Source organism: Streptococcus raffinosi (genome assembly GCF_030284685.1).
Classification (GTDB): domain Bacteria; phylum Bacillota; class Bacilli; order Lactobacillales; family Streptococcaceae; genus Streptococcus; species Streptococcus raffinosi.
Genome location: NZ_JASUZV010000004.1, coordinates 123,184 through 139,753, shown reverse-complemented (window position 1 = coordinate 139,753; position 16,570 = coordinate 123,184). Strand labels below are relative to the sequence as shown.

At 40.5% G+C, this 16,570-nt stretch carries 15 protein-coding genes; 11 read left to right on the top strand and 4 right to left on the bottom strand.

The features are described from left to right. The first annotated feature begins 45 nt into the window (after positions 1-45). From QRD39_RS04115 to QRD39_RS04100, 4 genes are all read left to right on the top strand, one after another. Positions 46-483: an RrF2 family transcriptional regulator gene (locus tag QRD39_RS04115; protein WP_285955764.1), complete on the top strand. Its 438-nt coding sequence runs from the start codon at positions 46-48 to the stop codon at positions 481-483. Positions 484-809: 326 nt separating this feature from the next. Further along, positions 810-3,449 (top strand): DNA polymerase I, encoded by a 2,640-nt coding sequence (polA, locus tag QRD39_RS04110; RefSeq protein WP_285955763.1) that lies wholly within the window; start codon positions 810-812, stop codon positions 3,447-3,449. A 425-nt stretch (positions 3,450-3,874) separates the two neighbouring features. After that, the gene (locus tag QRD39_RS04105; protein ID WP_021152580.1) at positions 3,875-4,975 is read left to right on the top strand and encodes a DUF6287 domain-containing protein; all 1,101 of its coding nucleotides are present in this window, start codon (positions 3,875-3,877) and stop codon (positions 4,973-4,975) included. Between the two features lie 145 nt (positions 4,976-5,120). Continuing rightward, positions 5,121-5,249 (top strand): hypothetical protein, encoded by a 129-nt coding sequence (locus tag QRD39_RS04100; RefSeq protein ID WP_021152579.1) that lies wholly within the window; start codon positions 5,121-5,123, stop codon positions 5,247-5,249. 21 nt (positions 5,250-5,270) lie between these two features. Here the strand turns inward: QRD39_RS04100 and mutY are convergent, their stop codons facing one another. After that, positions 5,271-6,422: an A/G-specific adenine glycosylase gene (gene mutY / locus QRD39_RS04095; protein ID WP_285955762.1), complete on the bottom strand. Its 1,152-nt coding sequence runs from the start codon at positions 6,420-6,422 to the stop codon at positions 5,271-5,273. 1,148 nt (positions 6,423-7,570) lie between these two features. Between mutY and rpsF the strand changes: the two genes are divergently transcribed. From rpsF to rpsR, 3 genes are read left to right on the top strand one after another with little or no spacing between them, the layout of a single operon-like run. Beyond that, positions 7,571-7,861 carry a 30S ribosomal protein S6 gene (gene rpsF / locus QRD39_RS04090; protein ID WP_002884188.1) on the top strand — a complete coding sequence of 97 codons (291 nt, stop codon included), beginning with the start codon at positions 7,571-7,573 and terminating at the stop codon, positions 7,859-7,861. Positions 7,862-7,882: 21 nt separating this feature from the next. Continuing rightward, the gene (locus QRD39_RS04085; protein ID WP_285955761.1) at positions 7,883-8,401 is read left to right on the top strand and encodes a single-stranded DNA-binding protein; all 519 of its coding nucleotides are present in this window, start codon (positions 7,883-7,885) and stop codon (positions 8,399-8,401) included. Between the two features lie 41 nt (positions 8,402-8,442). Continuing rightward, complete coding sequence (gene rpsR, locus QRD39_RS04080) at positions 8,443-8,682, top strand: 30S ribosomal protein S18 (protein ID WP_000068664.1); 240 nt, start codon at positions 8,443-8,445, stop codon at positions 8,680-8,682. Between the two features lie 155 nt (positions 8,683-8,837). On the opposite strand, the gene QRD39_RS04075 is transcribed toward rpsR, so the two are convergent. From QRD39_RS04075 to QRD39_RS04065, 3 genes are all read right to left on the bottom strand, one after another. Continuing rightward, positions 8,838-9,722 carry a DUF4300 family protein gene (locus QRD39_RS04075; RefSeq protein WP_285955760.1) on the bottom strand — a complete coding sequence of 295 codons (885 nt, stop codon included), beginning with the start codon at positions 9,720-9,722 and terminating at the stop codon, positions 8,838-8,840. Between the two features lie 111 nt (positions 9,723-9,833). After that, positions 9,834-10,505: a DUF1129 domain-containing protein gene (locus tag QRD39_RS04070; RefSeq protein WP_002889271.1), complete on the bottom strand. Its 672-nt coding sequence runs from the start codon at positions 10,503-10,505 to the stop codon at positions 9,834-9,836. Positions 10,506-10,574: 69 nt separating this feature from the next. Next, on the bottom strand, positions 10,575-11,519 hold the full coding sequence (locus QRD39_RS04065) for a magnesium transporter CorA family protein (protein ID WP_021146491.1): 945 nt from the start codon (positions 11,517-11,519) through the stop codon (positions 10,575-10,577). Positions 11,520-11,822: 303 nt separating this feature from the next. Between QRD39_RS04065 and uvrA the strand changes: the two genes are divergently transcribed. The 4 genes from uvrA to QRD39_RS04045 all read left to right on the top strand — a co-directional run bounded on the left by uvrA (position 11,823) and on the right by QRD39_RS04045 (position 16,556). Then, on the top strand, positions 11,823-14,648 hold the full coding sequence (uvrA, locus tag QRD39_RS04060) for an excinuclease ABC subunit UvrA (protein ID WP_285955779.1): 2,826 nt from the start codon (positions 11,823-11,825) through the stop codon (positions 14,646-14,648). 94 nt (positions 14,649-14,742) lie between these two features. Continuing rightward, positions 14,743-14,985: a DUF3923 family protein gene (locus tag QRD39_RS04055; protein ID WP_143568038.1), complete on the top strand. Its 243-nt coding sequence runs from the start codon at positions 14,743-14,745 to the stop codon at positions 14,983-14,985. A gap of 241 nt (positions 14,986-15,226) precedes the next feature. Continuing rightward, positions 15,227-15,427: a hypothetical protein gene (locus QRD39_RS04050; RefSeq protein ID WP_021146487.1), complete on the top strand. Its 201-nt coding sequence runs from the start codon at positions 15,227-15,229 to the stop codon at positions 15,425-15,427. Positions 15,428-15,695: 268 nt separating this feature from the next. After that, positions 15,696-16,556, top strand: a complete 861-nt coding sequence (locus QRD39_RS04045) for a DUF6568 family protein (protein ID WP_285955759.1) — start codon at positions 15,696-15,698, stop codon at positions 16,554-16,556. The last annotated feature ends 14 nt before the right edge of the window (positions 16,557-16,570 follow it).

The window sequence follows — 16,570 nt, the reverse complement described above, 5'->3', positions numbered from 1 at the left end:
ATTGATATAATTTAAATATATCAATAAGGTTAATGGAGGTATACTATGTCATATTCAGCGGCCTTTTCTCAAGCGGTAGAAATCGTACTATATCTAAGTATCAAACAAAAAGAAGATAAATTGAAATATTTATCAATTCAGGTCATTTCAGAGAAATTGGAAATTCCTATTCCTAGTGTTAAGAGATTGGTGTCATTATTGAAAAAAGAAGGTATTATTTCGTCAAAAACAGGAATAGCAGGTGGTTTATCTATTCAAAAAGATGTTGAAACCATAACTTTATTTGATATTTTCCAATCTATTGAGGGAAGTAAAAAGCCACTTTTCAATTTTTATGATAGCTTTGATTTATCTCAATTTGAAAATAGTAGCGATGTAGAATTATATCTCAATAATTTTCAAGAAATTTTGGCAAATGCTGAAAGTGCCATGGTTAAAGAGTTGAAATCATGTACTATATCGGATTTGCTTTATAAAGCATAGGATGGATAAAAAGGACAATCTGTTAATAGCTGGAAAATAATTCAACAAAATATTACCTCTTTTTTAGATGATTTAAAGAAAAATGACAAGGATAATGAGGTAGTTCTAATCGTCAGTCATGGTCTTACTATATTAACTATTATTAGTGTAATCAATCAAAGTATCGGTTACTTTAAGAAATTGCCGAACGGATTTTTGTTTACATTTACAATCTAAATTTTAAGCAGAAATTTATCAATCACATAACATTTAAAGAGCACTAATTTTAGGTGCTTTTTAAATACTCTCATACCATCCATCTCTCCCATCTATGCTATAATAAACCTATGACTAATCAGAAAAAATTACTATTAATTGACGGTTCATCCGTTGCCTTTCGTGCTTTTTTTGCACTTTATAATCAAATTGACCGTTTTCGTAACAATAACGGCCTTCATACCAATGCCATCTACGGTTTCCACCTCATGTTGGACAACCTACTTGAGCGAATCCAGCCGACCCATGTCTTGGTAGCCTTTGATGCTGGTAAAACAACTTTCCGTACAGAGATGTTTGCGGACTATAAGGCTGGTCGTGCCAAGACTCCAGAGGAATTCCGTGAGCAGTTCCCTTATATCCGTGAGATGTTGGCTGCACGTGGCATCGCCTATTATGATCTGGCGCAGTACGAGGCAGACGACATTATCGGTACCTTGGCTAAGATGGCTGAAAATGCGAGTGAGAATTACCAAGTTACGATTGTCTCTGGGGATAAGGACTTGATTCAGTTGACTGATGTCAATACCGTGGTTGAGATTTCTAAAAAGGGTGTGGCAGAGTTTGAGGCCTTCACCCCTGACTATCTCATGGAGAAAATGGGCATTACCCCAACGCAATTCATCGATCTCAAGGCCCTCATGGGGGATAAGTCCGATAATATTCCAGGAGTTACTAAGATTGGTGAAAAGACAGGTCTCAAGCTCCTCTTGGAACACGGTTCCCTTGAAGGTATCTATGACCACATCAATGAGATGAAGAAGTCCAAGATGAAGGAAAATCTCATCAATGATAAAGATCAAGCCTTCCTTTCCAAGACCCTAGCGACTATTGATACCCAGTCTCCTATTGAAATTGGCCTAGATGATACGGCCTTTACGGGACCTGACCTTGAAAAATTGGCAGCCTTTTATGACGAGATGGGCTTTGTTCAGTTTAAAAATGCCCTTGGTGGCGAGGCTGTGCCACAAGATTTTGATGTGGCCTATACTGAGCCAAGCCAAGTGACAGAAGATCACTTCAGCTCTGACGATTTCTTCTATTTTGAAATCCTCGGTGACAATTATCACATTGAGCCTATCATCGGTTTTGCTTGGGGAAATGACAAGCAGATTTATGCGTCTACAGATACTGACCTACTCAAATCAGAAGCCTTCCAAGCAGCTCTTTCTAAAGCTGTTAATATCTACGATTTCAAGCGTAGTAAGGTGCTCTTGAGCCATCTAGGTATTGACTTGCCCACGGCTAATTTTGATGCCCGTCTGGCCAAGTATCTCCTCTCAACCGTTGAAGACAATGAATTGTCAACCATTGCCCGTCTCTATACGGACCTACCGTTAGAAACAAATGAAGTGGTCTATGGCAAGGGTGCTAAGCGTGCGGTTCCTGAAAAAGAAGTCTTGCTCAGCCACCTAGCTAAAAAAGTCAAGGTCCTTCAGGTAGCTAAACCTGTCATGCTAGAAAAACTAGCTGAACACAGTCAATCAGAGCTTCTTTTTGACATGGAATTACCACTGGCAAATGTGCTAGCTAAGATGGAAATTGCCGGTATTAAGGTCAAGGGACAAACCCTTAATGAGATGGCAGTGGAAAACCAAGTGGTCATTGACAAATTGACCCAAGAAATCTACGAAATGGCGGGCGAGGAGTTCAATATCAACTCGCCTAAACAGTTGGGTGTTATCCTCTTTGAAAAGATGGAACTGCCTTTAGAGTACACCAAGAAAACCAAGACCGGTTACTCAACAGCTGTGGATGTCCTTGAACGTTTGGCACCAATTGCTCCAATCGTAGCTAAGATTTTGGAGTACCGCCAAATCACCAAGCTTCAGTCTACCTATGTCTTGGGGCTTCAGGATTATATCCTTGAGGATGGTAAGATCCATACCCGTTACGTGCAAGATTTAACACAGACAGGTCGCCTCTCATCAGTGGACCCTAACTTGCAGAATATCCCCGTTCGCTTGGAGCAAGGGCGTCTCATCCGTAAGGCTTTTGTCCCATCGACTGAGGATGCAGTGCTTCTCAGCTCGGATTATTCACAGATTGAGTTGCGCGTGCTTGCCCACATTTCGGGAGATGAGCATTTGATTGCTGCATTTAAAGAGGGAGCAGATATCCATACCTCTACAGCCATGCGTGTTTTTGGCATTGAAAAGCCAGAGGATGTCACACCTAACGACCGTCGTAACGCCAAGGCTGTTAACTTTGGTATCGTTTATGGCATTTCTGACTTCGGACTTTCTAATAACCTTGGTATTAGCCGTAAAAAGGCTAAGGAGTATATCAACACCTACTTTGAGCGCTATCCAGGTATTAAGGCCTATATGGAAAATGTGGTCCGTGAGGCCAAGGATAAGGGTTATGTAGAAACCCTCTTCCACCGCCGTCGTGAGTTACCAGATATCAATTCTCGTAACTTTAATGTCCGTAACTTCGCAGAGCGTACAGCTATCAACTCGCCTATCCAAGGAAGTGCCGCCGATATCCTCAAGATTGCTATGATTAACTTGGATAAGGCTTTGGTAGAAGGTGGCTATAAAACTAAGATGCTCCTACAGGTGCACGATGAAATCGTTCTTGAGGTGCCAAACGATGAACTTGTAGCCATGAAAGCCTTGGTTAAAGAAACCATGGAAGCTGCAGTCGAACTCGCTGTCCCACTCATTGCAGATGAGAATGACGGCCGCACATGGTATGAGGCAAAGTAAAATATGAAAGAAAATTTTCCATTTACCTATTTTCTCTTGCGCTACATGCTAGGATTTCTGGCCGTTGTCCTAGCTATCGTAGCAGTGTTGGTGATTATCACCTACTTTATGACTAAGTAGAATTAGACAGATGAAAGTTGGATTGAGGTCCGGCTTTTTTTGATAGAGATACTTGTAATTTTAAGGAAACGTCCATCTAATATCTAGATATTTTAATCATATTTCTAATTTAACTGAGGATAAAATCACTGAATAATAGTATCAATAACACTAGATTTTATTATATAAGCAATTATCGATGTATAGACTTAGATTAATTTTTCAAAAAATACTTGACTTTTTAACTATGCAATTGTTAATATAATGTCAGAGAAATTTAAATGGTTTAATGTTTTTATTAGGTCGTTTCTTATGAAAGGATAGTTATGAAAAAGAAATTAACAGGATTTGCGCTCTTATCAAGTTTGTTCTTGCTGACAGCTTGTAACGCAACAAATACGGGTGGTTCAGGCTCGAAAGACAGTACTGCTAAGTCTGAACAAGTAAGTGGCGATTCGTCCGAAACCGAGGAAGTGAGCTACGATGATCTCTATGCTTCAGTCTTGGATCTCTATCGCCCGATTGCTCTGAACGGCGATACATCAGCTGTTCCAAGCAACCTCTCAACTGAGGAAGCTTATTCAACTAATACGATTTTTGAAGCCAATAGAGTGGGTGAAAAAGTCCAATATAGCTATGTAGACATCAACGATGATGGCTCAGCCGAGCTTTTGATTGGTACTCCTGATAGTGTTCATGCGCTATATTATCTTGATAACGATGACAAGCCTGTATTTGCCATAAGTGCTGGAACTTTTGCTCAGAGCGGTTACTTGAACACATTGCATTTTTATAAAAATGGGATTATTTATTCTCAGTTATTTCATAGAATGAAGCCTGAAGCAAAGGCTGAGACCTATGAAATCAAGGATGGCGTCTTTAACCAACTTCAATCGGTTGATTTCAGTATGTCTGAGACAACTGATGGTGCCAGTAAGGTTGGCTTAGGTAACGAACAGACTTTGGATTTATCTTCCGAAGATTGGTATGACTTTGACGACTCAAGTAGCGACGAGACAAAAGATAGTAGTAGCGACAGTAAGTCTAACAAAGAGACTGGTATGGACATCAATGCTATTCAGAATGGTGATTTCTCAAGTATCGCTGGAACTTGGAAGAATGGCAAAGGCTATACAATGACCTTTGATAAGAATGGGTTAGTGAGTGATACTGAGAAGGTAGCAATTGAATATGGTAAAATTACTGATGGCTACCTTAAATCGAGTACAGGTCCGAAATCTGGTGTTGGAGTTGGCGGAGGAGCAATAGCATTCTTACCAAAAGGAGTGTCTTTGACTGGTTCTGTAACATCATCACCAAATGAGAAAGCTGATGACCAATCTGATAAGACCAAGGAGCGTCTTTGGGTAGGGCAGTCACTTTATGGCACCACTGACGACAGTTACTTCTTCTACAAAGTAGACTAAAAATTCACAAGCTGAAATTTAATCGTTTCGGCTTTTTTGTTCCTCGTAGTGACAGTTATGTCACTATTTTTTATTAGCCGTCTTACCTATAATAAAAGCATAAAAGAGAACAGCGACAGGAGTTCTTAATCAAAAGGAGCGTCGTATGATGATTGCAATTTTGATGTCAAAAAATGTGACTTATTTGGACTTGTTTGATATTTTTTCGGGAGTAGTTCTTTCAAAAGTATACCTTGCCTTGCGTGGTCGTAAGCACGCTAAACTTGACGCATAAGAAAAAGGGTAGCACTCAATGCTATCCTTTTTTGCTGTCTTCATAAGTTTTAATCATTTTCTTTTGTGGAGTGGCCATTGGGAACTGGTCGAAGTCCTCAGCTGCTACCCAGCATAGCTCTTTGTCGGTAGGGAGTTTGTCGTCTTTAACGCTACCTTCCACCATCTCGATGGTCCATTTTTGGTGGCTGAAGGTATGTTTTACAGGTGTAAAACCATTATCTGTCCAGTCTGGTTTGAGGGCATAATTTTTCTCGAAAATAGCTTTTTGTGAAACGGTTTCGAGGACATAATTATCGTTTTCAAAAAGACTGAGTTGTTGGCCAATAAAGTCCGTCTCCATGATAGGGAAAGTCCAGAAACCACCCAGTAGGCGCCCTTCGATATTTTTTTCGAGCAGAAATTCACCCTTCATATTTCTGATAACAAAAGCCTGAATTTGCATTGGCGTGGGCTTTTTCTTAGGTAATTTGATGGGGTATTTGTCATAGGTTCCATTGAGATAGGCTGCGCAGAAAAAGCGGATGGGACTTTCATCTGGTCTTGGATTTTTAGCTGATTCGATATCGGTTCCGAGGTCCATAAGGGCCTGATTAAAGTCGCCGGGTCGGTTAGGGTCAATTAGAATCTCCATGATTGCTTGGAAAATCTTACGATTTTTGGGGTCTCCGATATCGTAGTTGACTTCAAAGAGACGAGCCATGACTCGCATAACATTGCCATCCACAGCAGGCTCGGGCAGGTCAAAAGCGATGCTAGAAATAGCACCGGCAGTATAGGGTCCGATGCCCTTGAGTTTGGCAATGTTTTCATATGTATCTGGAAACTGACCATCAAAGTCATCCATGATTTGTTGCGCAGCCTTTTGCATGTTTCGGACACGTGAATAGTAACCTAATCCTTCCCAGGCCTTGAGGAGTTTTTCTTCTGGAGCTTCAGCCAGATCTCTAACGGATGGAAACCAGTCTAAGAAGCGCTCGTAATAAGGAATGACAGTCTGTACCTGGGTCTGTTGAAGCATGATTTCACTAACCCAGATATAATAAGGATTTTTGGTTCTACGCCAAGGTAAATCACGTTTTTCACGATCGTACCAGTCGAGGAGAGTGCGACGGAAGGAAGCGATTTTCTCAGCATCCCACATGATGATGCCGTATTCTTTTAAATCTAACATGTCTCTATTGTAGCAAAGAAATCTTTTTTTAAAAAATTTTGCGTTTTCGAGTAAAAACATTGACAAAAGTAAGCGTTTACATTATAATAAAATTGTAAAGAAGATAAGGATGCATCAAGGAGGTAGTAGCCATGGTGACAATCAATATTTCAAGATATAAAAATGGAGACTGAGCTCTCTAATAAAACAGTAGGCAAAACAAAAACTTTACAATTGGTCTCTAAGGAGTGTAGCAGTATGACAGTAGGGCGTTACAAGAACGGAGATTAAGAGAGTCGCATAAAATAGCTACAAGGGAGTGATACCACCAGAAATCGTAAGTTAAATTCAAGAAAATAACGTCAAAAAGTGAGGTAAAGCTCATGAGAAATGTTAGTAGATATAAAAATGGAGATACTTAAGTTATTGTTCAAGATGGCTTAAGAAGTGATATCCATGCGAGTAGAATAATTTATCGGAAGCATTTAATACTTAAATCTTGTTACAAAGTACCGAGGTGACGCTTATGTTGATGTTTGATGTGAGTCGTTATAAGAACGGCGATAAATAAGTCTCATTGAGTGGCCAATAGGAAGATGGGTCCCAGATGATAAGAATCAGAGGTGATTGCTATGATGATGAATCTAGGACGTTATAAAAATGGAGACTCTTCAAGTTATTACACAAAATAGCTTAAGGAGTGATACCAATGTAATAGAAAATCGTGACTTAGTTACAATTCTTTTTTAAGTTAATGGAGGTAATCTATGATTGCTAGATTGAAAAATGGTGACACACAGTGACACCTCCTTATGAAAAAATATTTTTACAAAAATTCTAAAAGGAATAGTCTGATGACAATAGAAGATTCTTAAAAAGCTCATTCTAGCGTGTAAGGATGAGCTTTTTGTTAGCTCTCGTTTCAGTTTTTTATGACGCTTGTTGGAAGTTTTTAACGTTATTTGAGGTGCCATACGATAGAAAGGTAGGGGGGCTGTGTTCCTACTCTCTTGGTGATTTTAGTTTCTCCCAAAACAGGACACATACTACTTACTTTTTTTCCTTGCATTATCCTTTAATCTTTGGTAGAATTATATCTTGTGAGTGCACCTCACTTACTCGTGGCGAAAGACCATGAGTCATTAGACCAAAAGAGGAGGAAAATATCAATGGCTAAATACGAAATTCTTTATATCATTCGTCCAAACATTGAAGAAGAAGCTAAAAACGCTTTGGTAGCACGTTTCGATTCTATCTTGACAGACAACGGTGCAACTGTTGTTGAATCAAAAGATTGGGAAAAACGTCGTCTTGCATACGAAATTCAAGATTTCCGTGAAGGACTTTACCACGTTGTTAACGTTGAATCTGATAACGATTTTGCTCTTAATGAGTTTGACCGTCTTTCAAAAATCAACGGTGACATTCTTCGTCACATGATCGTTAAACTTGACGCTTAAGAAGGTAGATGAAGGTAGATTATGATTAATAATGTCGTACTCGTTGGTCGCATGACCCGTGATGCGGAGCTTCGTTATACACCAAGTAATGTTGCAGTAGCAACTTTTAGCCTTGCAGTTAACCGTAACTTCAAGGGTGCTAATGGTGAACGTGAAACAGACTTTATTAACTGTGTTATCTGGCGCCAGCAAGCTGAAAATTTGGCTAACTGGGCTAAGAAAGGCGCATTGATTGGCATTACAGGTCGTATTCAGACTCGTAACTATGAAAATCAACAAGGTCAACGTGTTTACGTAACAGAAGTAGTCGCTGACAATTTCCAAATGTTGGAAAGCCGTGCGACACGTGAAGGTCACAGTGGTGGCTCATACAATGCTGGAGGATTTGATAATTCAAACTCATTCGGTGGTGGAGCTTCAACTGGTGGTTCATTTGGTGGATCACAACCTGCACAATCTACACCAAACTTCGGTCGTGATGAAAGTCCATTTGGAAACTCAAATCCAATGGATATTTCAGATGACGATCTTCCATTCTAAGGATGGACAAAACGAATTAAATATATAAAGGAGAAATAAACATGGCTCAACAACGTCGTGGCGGATTCAAACGCCGTAAAAAAGTTGATTACATCGCAGCTAACAAAATCGAATATGTTGATTACAAAGATACTGAGCTTCTTAGCCGTTTCGTTTCAGAACGTGGTAAAATTCTTCCACGTCGTGTAACAGGAACTTCAGCTAAAAACCAACGTAAAGTAACAACAGCGATTAAACGCGCTCGTGTTATGGCACTTATGCCTTTCGTAAATGAAGACTAAACACAATGCTCTCGCTTGAGAGCATTTTTTTATGGCTGAATTTAGGTAATCACCTCATGATTTCGAGATGTTATGGCTCGAAAAGTTTCATTTTATTCAATTTTTAAGCCTTCTTAGTCGTATGGAAATAAAGAAAAACCAACTGGTCTTTTCAATTACTCTTGAAAAGCTAGTTGGTTGTTTTTGGGTATGAGGACAGAGTCTTTTAAGAAATCATCGAATTTCTGGTCGTTAACGAGGATATCAAGGTTATCTTTGAAGACCTTGAAACGGTTAGACAACCAGTGTGTTTTGATGTCTGCCCAGGTGTTGAAGCGACTCCAGCGATAAGGAAGTGTGGGATCTTGTTTTTCAAAGACATAAACGCTGCCGTCTTTCTCATAAGCTATAGCAGTATAGATATTGCTAACATCATCGGAGCTATTTTGAAAGACTGATAGGAGTTTAACTTTTTCTGGAAACTTGAGTCCAGCTTTTTTCCAGGCTTTGAGGAGTTCATCTGTAGATTGGTAGTTAGGATTATCCCCAAATAGGAGACTATAGAGGGCTTGGTCTTTGGCAGTTAACTCCTTGTGGTGAGATTTTAAATTCAGGTACTCATTTTGCAGGGGGAGATCTCGTTTAGTAAGATCGCTTGAGCTAGTCAGGAGGCTATGGAGGAGAAGAAAGGATGTTTGTCGGTAGTTTAAGTCATCGGTGAAGTGAGACTTATTATCTTCAACTATTTTCTCATCTAGGGAGGTGACAAACTGATTCTTATCCTTGCCAATTTTACTTTGCGTCCATTTTTTGACAACTGGTTGAATGCCTGTGTTTTCCTGGTTGTAGTGGCTGATATAAGGTTCTAGAGTATCCCAGTTTTTTGTGGGAATACCTTTGCTTCTTAAGTCTTTGGCTAGTTGCTTTTCCTGAGATGAAGTAGTTACGTTATTGAAGCTATAGTAAGCTTGATAGTTTTTTAGAGTAGTCTTATGCTTGTGGCTGCAAGCTATCAGTAATAGGCAACAAGCGATGATAAGTAGGGGGGATTTGATACGCATTTATTGGGGTTCTTTCTTTTGTCTGTTAGCTTTAATATTTTAGTATAGAAGAGCCAACTGTGTCAAGATTTCTGGTACAAAAAGACACCCCTCAGGGTGCTTAAATACTGCTTAAGATGCAGGTGCGTAAGTGCTTTGTACGTTGTAGCGACGTTTGAAGAAATATTTAGCAACACCCGCGACAATACCAATGATGAGAACGACAATTGGTGACAGTCCTGGATTGAGATAGCTAGGAAGAAGTGCCGTAAGGCTGAAGAGAGCAAACCATGCGATGAAAGAAAGTGTGATGATGGTCATGCTGAACCACCATTTTGGACGTTCTTCTTTTGGTTTGTTACTGTGGCGGTAAATATAGTGGTAAGGGGTATACATAGCAAGACCACCAATGAATGATACGGATAGAAGAGTTGTGAGGCCGTAGCTTGTTTGCGTACCAGAAAAACCAAAGACTGCATTCATGATGGCAACAATGGCGAGAAGGAAAAGTGAGGTATCAAGCCACATCTTCCAAGGTGTTTTGTCTGTTTCTGGGACTTCTTTGCTGGTCTTGTCTGAGTTAGGTTGTGGATGTTTTTCAGGAGAGAAACTAGCTGCCCAGACCGTTGGAGCACCAAGGAGACTGCGTCCTGTGATTCCTTTTTTCTGATTTTCAAGGAGTTCAGGAATGACATTGCCAAGGATGTCTTTGATTTCTTGGTCTGACTTACCGTCTTTGATAAGCTGATTGGTTGCGATGTGGATGAATTCTTGGTTTTTCTTGGTGAGTTTTTGGATGTCCATGAGATGACCTTTCGATAAATAGTATTAATTTTTTAGTTTAGCAGTTTAGGGAAAAGAAGAGGTTCTATGTTAGAACCATTTTTTTCTGATAAAGTAGATAACAACGCAGGATGACCCGAAGGCTGCCATGAAGAAAATGACCCAAAAGGCGTTATCTAAATCGTTTAGGGGCATAGAATTGTTTTTAAAGTTCATACCGTAAGCGGAGAAGATAACGGTTGGGATGTCCAGAGCCATAGTCATAAGAGCCAGTGTTTTCATGATAGTGTTCTGGTTATTACCGATGATAGAGGCAGACGTTTCAGCCATGGCGTTCAAGACATTTTCATAGATGCCTGCCATCTCAATGGCCTGTTGGGTTTCGACCAAGGTGTCTTCCAAGAGGTCTTCGTCTTCGATGTATTTTTTCAAGCTAGAGGCGTTACCTGTTAGCTTTTTGACAATTCGTTCATTCATCTTAAGTGAGGCTTTTAGATAGACAATGGATTTTTCCAATTCCATCATGTCAATCAGATGCTCGTTCTTTGTCGCATTTTCCAATTGAGCTTCCAATTTATCGCTCTGACGGTCGATAGAACGTAGGGCAGTTAGGTAAAGTTGGGCATTGCGGTAAAGAATCTGAAAGACGAAGCGTGTCTTCATGAAGGTGTAGAAGTTGCGCACACGGTGATTGAGGAAATTATCCATGAGACTGATGTCCTCGAGACAGGTGGTAACAACAACTTCATCCGTAACGATGATACCCAAGGGAATGGTGACGTAGTAGCTTTTGTTATTACGCTCTTCTTGGGTTGGAACGTCGACCAGAATCAAGGTATAGTCGTCTTCGACATCAATACGTGATGTTTCTTCCACGTCTAGAGGGGCGCGGAGGTCTTGGATATCAATGTCAAAACGTTCAGCGACCTTCATGGCCTCTTCCTGAGAAGGGTTTACCAAATGAATCCAAGCACCCGGCTCGAATGTCTCAATTTCTTTGAATTCTTTTCCAGTGGATAAGAACATTTGTTTCAATGGGAACCCCTCCTTTGTCATTCGTTAAGTGTTGGCATGTTTATCTCAAAATGTCTTGTCCGTTCTTGGACCAGAAAAAGTCAGATAAATCAGCAGCACTTAGCTTTTTAGTGATGTCAATTGAGGCCTAGAGACGATGTTCTTTGCCTATTTTACATACTCAACCATTATACTACATTTGAAACATTTTTGGGCTGGATAAATTGAAATTTTGTTATAATATGAGAGAAAGTCGGAATGGCGTTTCCATCCGTCTGTAGAAAGGAGTGGCAGTGGCTTTAGGGCTGAGGCCTCTTGAAAAATATGCAAGATAAGTTAGTGATTCATGGAGCAAGAGCTCACAATTTAAAAAATATTGATGTGGAGATTCCTCGTGACAAGCTCGTCGTCGTGACGGGGTTGTCGGGGTCTGGTAAGTCTTCCTTGGCTTTTGATACCATTTATGCAGAGGGTCAGCGCCGTTATGTGGAGAGTCTTTCAGCTTATGCCCGTCAGTTTTTGGGAAATATGGAGAAACCTGATGTGGATTCGATTGATGGGCTTAGCCCTGCCATCTCCATTGACCAGAAGACAACGAGTAAGAACCCTCGATCAACTGTAGGGACAGCAACGGAGATTAATGATTATCTTCGTCTTCTTTATGCTCGTGTGGGTGTTCCCTATTGTCCTAATGGACACGGAGCTATTCAGTCATCCTCTGTGGAACAGATTGTAGATGAGGTTTTAGCCCTTCCTGAACGGACACGTATGCAGATTTTGGCGCCGATTGTTCGTCGCCGAAAGGGGCAACACAAGTCTATTTTTGAGCGCGTGCAAAAGGATGGGTATGTTCGTGTTCGTGTAGACGGTGAGATATACGATGTGACGGAAGTCCCTGAATTATCTAAGTCTAAGATGCACAACATTGAGGTGGTTGTAGACCGTTTGGTCAATAAAGATGGTATCCGTAGTCGTCTCTTTGATTCAGTAGAAGCAGCGTTGCGATTAGCGGATGGCTACTTGATTGTGGACACTATGGATGATAATGAATTGCTCTACTCAGAACATTATTCTTGTCCGGTTTGTGGCTTCACAGTTCCTGAGTTGGAGCCTCGTCTCTTTTCATTTAATGCGCCATTTGGCTCTTGTCCGACCTGTGATGGTTTGGGCAATAAACTAGAAGTTGATATGGATTTGGTTATTCCTGATGCTAGTAAGACCTTGCGTGAAGGTGCACTGGCGCCTTGGAATCCGATTTCATCCAACTACTATCCAGCCATGCTTGAGCAAGCCATGGAGCAGTTTGGTGTGGATATGGATACGCCATTTGAAAACCTGAAAAAAGAAGAGCAGGATTTGATTCTTTATGGGTCTGGAGATCGTGAATTCCATTTCCATTATGTTAATGATTTTGGTGGGGTGCGTGATATTGACATTCCTTTTGAAGGGGTTGTGACCAATATCAATCGCCGTTACCACGAGACCAATAGTGATTTCACTCGCAATGTTATGCGTGGTTATATGAATGAGTTGTCATGTCCAACTTGTCATGGCTATCGTCTCAACGAAGCGGCTCTCTCGGTTCGTGTTGGTGGTGAGAATGGCCTAAATATTGGTCAAATCTCTGATTTGTCTATTTCAGATCATATTGAGGAAATCGATAGCTTGGAATTGGGTGAAAATGAAGGAATGATTGCCCGTCCAATTATCAAGGAAATCAAGGATCGTTTGACCTTCCTAAATAATGTCGGCCTTAATTACTTGACCCTTTCTCGTATGGCTGGTACCCTCTCAGGTGGTGAGAGCCAACGTATCCGTTTGGCGACACAGATTGGTTCTAACCTTTCTGGAGTCCTATATGTTTTGGATGAGCCTTCTATCGGGCTTCATCAGCGTGATAATGACCGCTTGATTTCAAGTCTTAAGAAAATGCGTGACTTGGGCAATACCTTGATTGTGGTAGAGCACGATGAAGATACCATGCGTGAAGCTGACTGGCTCATTGACGTGGGACCTGGTGCTGGTGCCTTCGGTGGGCAAATCATGGCCTCGGGAACCCCAGAGGAAGTGGCTAAAAACAAAAAATCAATTACTGGTCAGTACCTGTCAGGTGCTAAATCAATTCCTGTACCGATGGAACGCCGTGTAGGGAATGGTCGTTTTATCGAGGTTAAAGGTGCTAGTGAAAATAACCTTAAAAATGTGTCGGTCAAATTCCCACTTGGAAAATTAATCGCAGTGACAGGTGTCTCTGGTTCAGGAAAATCGACTTTGGTTAATGGTATTCTCAAGAAAAAGATTGCCCAAGAGCTGAATCGAAATAGTGAGAAACCTGGAAAACACAAATCGGTGACTGGCATCGAGCATATCGAACGTTTGATTGACATTGACCAAAGTCCAATTGGCCGTACACCTCGTTCTAATCCAGCCACTTATACAGGTGTTTTTGACGATATCCGTGACCTTTTTGCTCAAACCAATGAAGCCAAGATTCGTGGTTACAAGAAGGGGCGTTTCTCTTTCAATGTCAAGGGTGGCCGTTGTGAAGCCTGCTCTGGTGACGGTATTATCAAGATTGAGATGCACTTCTTGCCTGATGTTTATGTCCCTTGTGAGGTTTGCCATGGCACACGCTATAATTCTGAGACCTTAGAGGTTCGTTATAAGGGAAAAAATATTGCTGAAATTCTGGATATGACGGTTGATGATGCGGTTGATTTCTTTGCGGCTATTCCTAAGATTGCTCGTAAGGTGCAGACTATCAAGGACGTGGGACTTGGCTATGTGACCTTGGGACAACCCGCAACAACCCTATCAGGTGGTGAAGCCCAACGTATGAAGCTGGCTAGTGAGTTGCATAAGCGCTCTACTGGTAAGTCTTTCTACATTTTAGATGAACCTACGACTGGTCTCCATACCGATGACATCGCACGTCTCTTGAAGGTGCTTGAGCGTTTTGCGGACGATGGTAACACAGTTCTCGTGATTGAGCACAATCTGGATGTTATCAAGACTGCAGACCATATCATTGATTTGGGTCCTGAAGGTGGTGTTGGTGGCGGTACCATCGTAGCTACAGGTACCCCCGAAGAAGTAGCAGCTGTTCCAGAAAGCTACACAGGACAGTATTTGAAAGAAAAATTGAAATAAAAGAAGAAGGCTCTCTGAGTCTTTTTTGCTTTAGGCTGGTTTAAGTTGAGTTTGCTATTCTCTTGTTAAGAAAAAAACATACAGGAGTCAGACTATGGTAAAAAAGCGTTTTTTCATAGGGTTTAACGGTATTCTTCTAGCTCTATTTTTGGATCTTTGTCTTTTAATCAGTATTCGCACAGTGGATCACCATGGCCATTTTCAATCAACTACAGATAAATGGGAAACCTTACTTTATGTTATAGGTATTTATGTTAGTTTCCTCCTTTTTGAGATGATTTTGTTTCTTATTATGAGACACCGTAAAAGTAAACACATTTTAGGACAAGTCTTATAGCGACTGGTCCTTTTCATGTCTGATTATGGTGACATTTATGTCACTATTTTTTTGAAACAGGAGGTTCTATAATAGAGGTAAGCCCTGTAAAGCTAACTACTAAAGGTTAGAAAATTAAGAGAGTAGCCGTATCTTTCGGCCTCAAATCTTATCTAAAAAATTGCTCAAGAACAGCTGTTTTTAGAGTTATCAGGGGTTAGAATGACCAGCTTTGAAAGGACCAGATATGGAGAAGAAAAATATGGATAAACAAAAAGCAAATCTTATTAATGGGTTGACCCTTGTTATTGTGATTGTATGGCTATTTATTGTAATGATGAACGCTACTTTAAGTTTTACAGAAGGCATCGCTTTTATCGACCATAGCCTTGTCTGGGCAACTCTTTCATTGGCTGTCTCTTTGTTTGCACTTAGACTAGCTAGTAAGGACAAAGAAAGATGATTTTCGCTAGTTACCTCTATAAGCTTAGACTGAGCTCATTGGCTCGGTTTTTTTGTGTCTTGCATTATTCTAGTGGGATGGTGACATTTATGTCACTATTTTTTCTTTGGATTGGCTTATATAATGAATTCATAGCTTAAGCAAGGTTGTAAAGGCCTTGATTTTTAAATAACGAAAGGAGACGGATATGGTTATCAGTGTAATGGTTCCCTTGTTATTGTTTTTGGGTAGATAGAAAGGTTTAACACAGTCTTAAAAAGGAGAATAGATGAAAAAAATACAATTTGTTTTGATGTCAAGCTTCGTTTTGGGAGCTTGTCAACTAGCGGTAATTAGTGGATCAGCAGATGAGCTAAATGCTAAGGAGGCGACTACCGAACTAGCCAGTGGTTCTGTTGAGAATGGTGAAGCGAGTAATGTAGAGGTTTCTTCTGAGAAAGCTTCCGATCAAGTGTCTGAGAAGGTTGATTCTAGTAGTGAAAGCAAGGAAAATTTACTCTCTCACTCAGTACAGACAGAAGTGATTGAGGAGAAAGTTAGCTCCGAAGAGATTTCGGTTGAAACTTATGAAAAGAATCTTGAAAATGTGACACAAATCTCTTACAGCGACGTCACCAATATGCTAACTGAAGATGGTGGTGATCATATTCTGTATATTGGTCGGCCAAGCTGTTATTATTGCCGCCAAAACTCTCCCGTTTTAAAGGATTTTAATGCTTTAATCAATGGTCAACTCCTTTATTACAACACGGATTCAGATCATTTGGATCGTGATTCTCGTAAGGTTTTGTTTGATAAGTTGGGAATTCCGGGTACTCCGAGTGTGATTCACCTAAAAAATGGTCAATTGGTTTCTGGTTACTTGGGTAGTGCACCAGATGCTCAAGCTATTTATCAGGCCGTTTTTGCTGGCGAAAATGATAAAACTGAGTTGTCAGAGGTAAGGGAAGAGGCAGCAAAATCGGAGAATCCATTGCCCGAACCATCACCTGAAAGCCTAATTAAAGAAGCTGATAAGTCTTTAAACAGTATTTCTGAGCCATCAGTTACTAGCGTGGTGTCTCAACTTAAACAGGTGTTTTGGAGCCTGACAACTCTTCTTAAAAATTTTCTAGGGAAAATATTCTAATTTATATCTTATTT

Coding starts and splice junctions, on each gene's coding strand:
- QRD39_RS04045 (WP_285955759.1), top strand. CDS start 15,696: ATGAAAAAAATACAATTTGTTTTGATGTCAAGCTTCGTTTTGGGAGCT.
- QRD39_RS04115 (WP_285955764.1), top strand. CDS start 46: ATGTCATATTCAGCGGCCTTTTCTCAAGCGGTAGAAATCGTACTATAT.
- polA (WP_285955763.1), top strand. CDS start 810: ATGACTAATCAGAAAAAATTACTATTAATTGACGGTTCATCCGTTGCC.
- QRD39_RS04085 (WP_285955761.1), top strand. CDS start 7,883: ATGATTAATAATGTCGTACTCGTTGGTCGCATGACCCGTGATGCGGAG.
- rpsF (WP_002884188.1), top strand. CDS start 7,571: ATGGCTAAATACGAAATTCTTTATATCATTCGTCCAAACATTGAAGAA.
- rpsR (WP_000068664.1), top strand. CDS start 8,443: ATGGCTCAACAACGTCGTGGCGGATTCAAACGCCGTAAAAAAGTTGAT.
- QRD39_RS04075 (WP_285955760.1), bottom strand. CDS start 9,722: ATGCGTATCAAATCCCCCCTACTTATCATCGCTTGTTGCCTATTACTG.
- QRD39_RS04050 (WP_021146487.1), top strand. CDS start 15,227: ATGGATAAACAAAAAGCAAATCTTATTAATGGGTTGACCCTTGTTATT.
- uvrA (WP_285955779.1), top strand. CDS start 11,823: ATGCAAGATAAGTTAGTGATTCATGGAGCAAGAGCTCACAATTTAAAA.
- mutY (WP_285955762.1), bottom strand. CDS start 6,422: ATGTTAGATTTAAAAGAATACGGCATCATCATGTGGGATGCTGAGAAA.
- QRD39_RS04070 (WP_002889271.1), bottom strand. CDS start 10,505: ATGGACATCCAAAAACTCACCAAGAAAAACCAAGAATTCATCCACATC.
- QRD39_RS04055 (WP_143568038.1), top strand. CDS start 14,743: ATGGTAAAAAAGCGTTTTTTCATAGGGTTTAACGGTATTCTTCTAGCT.
- QRD39_RS04100 (WP_021152579.1), top strand. CDS start 5,121: ATGATGATTGCAATTTTGATGTCAAAAAATGTGACTTATTTGGACTTG.
- QRD39_RS04105 (WP_021152580.1), top strand. CDS start 3,875: ATGAAAAAGAAATTAACAGGATTTGCGCTCTTATCAAGTTTGTTCTTG.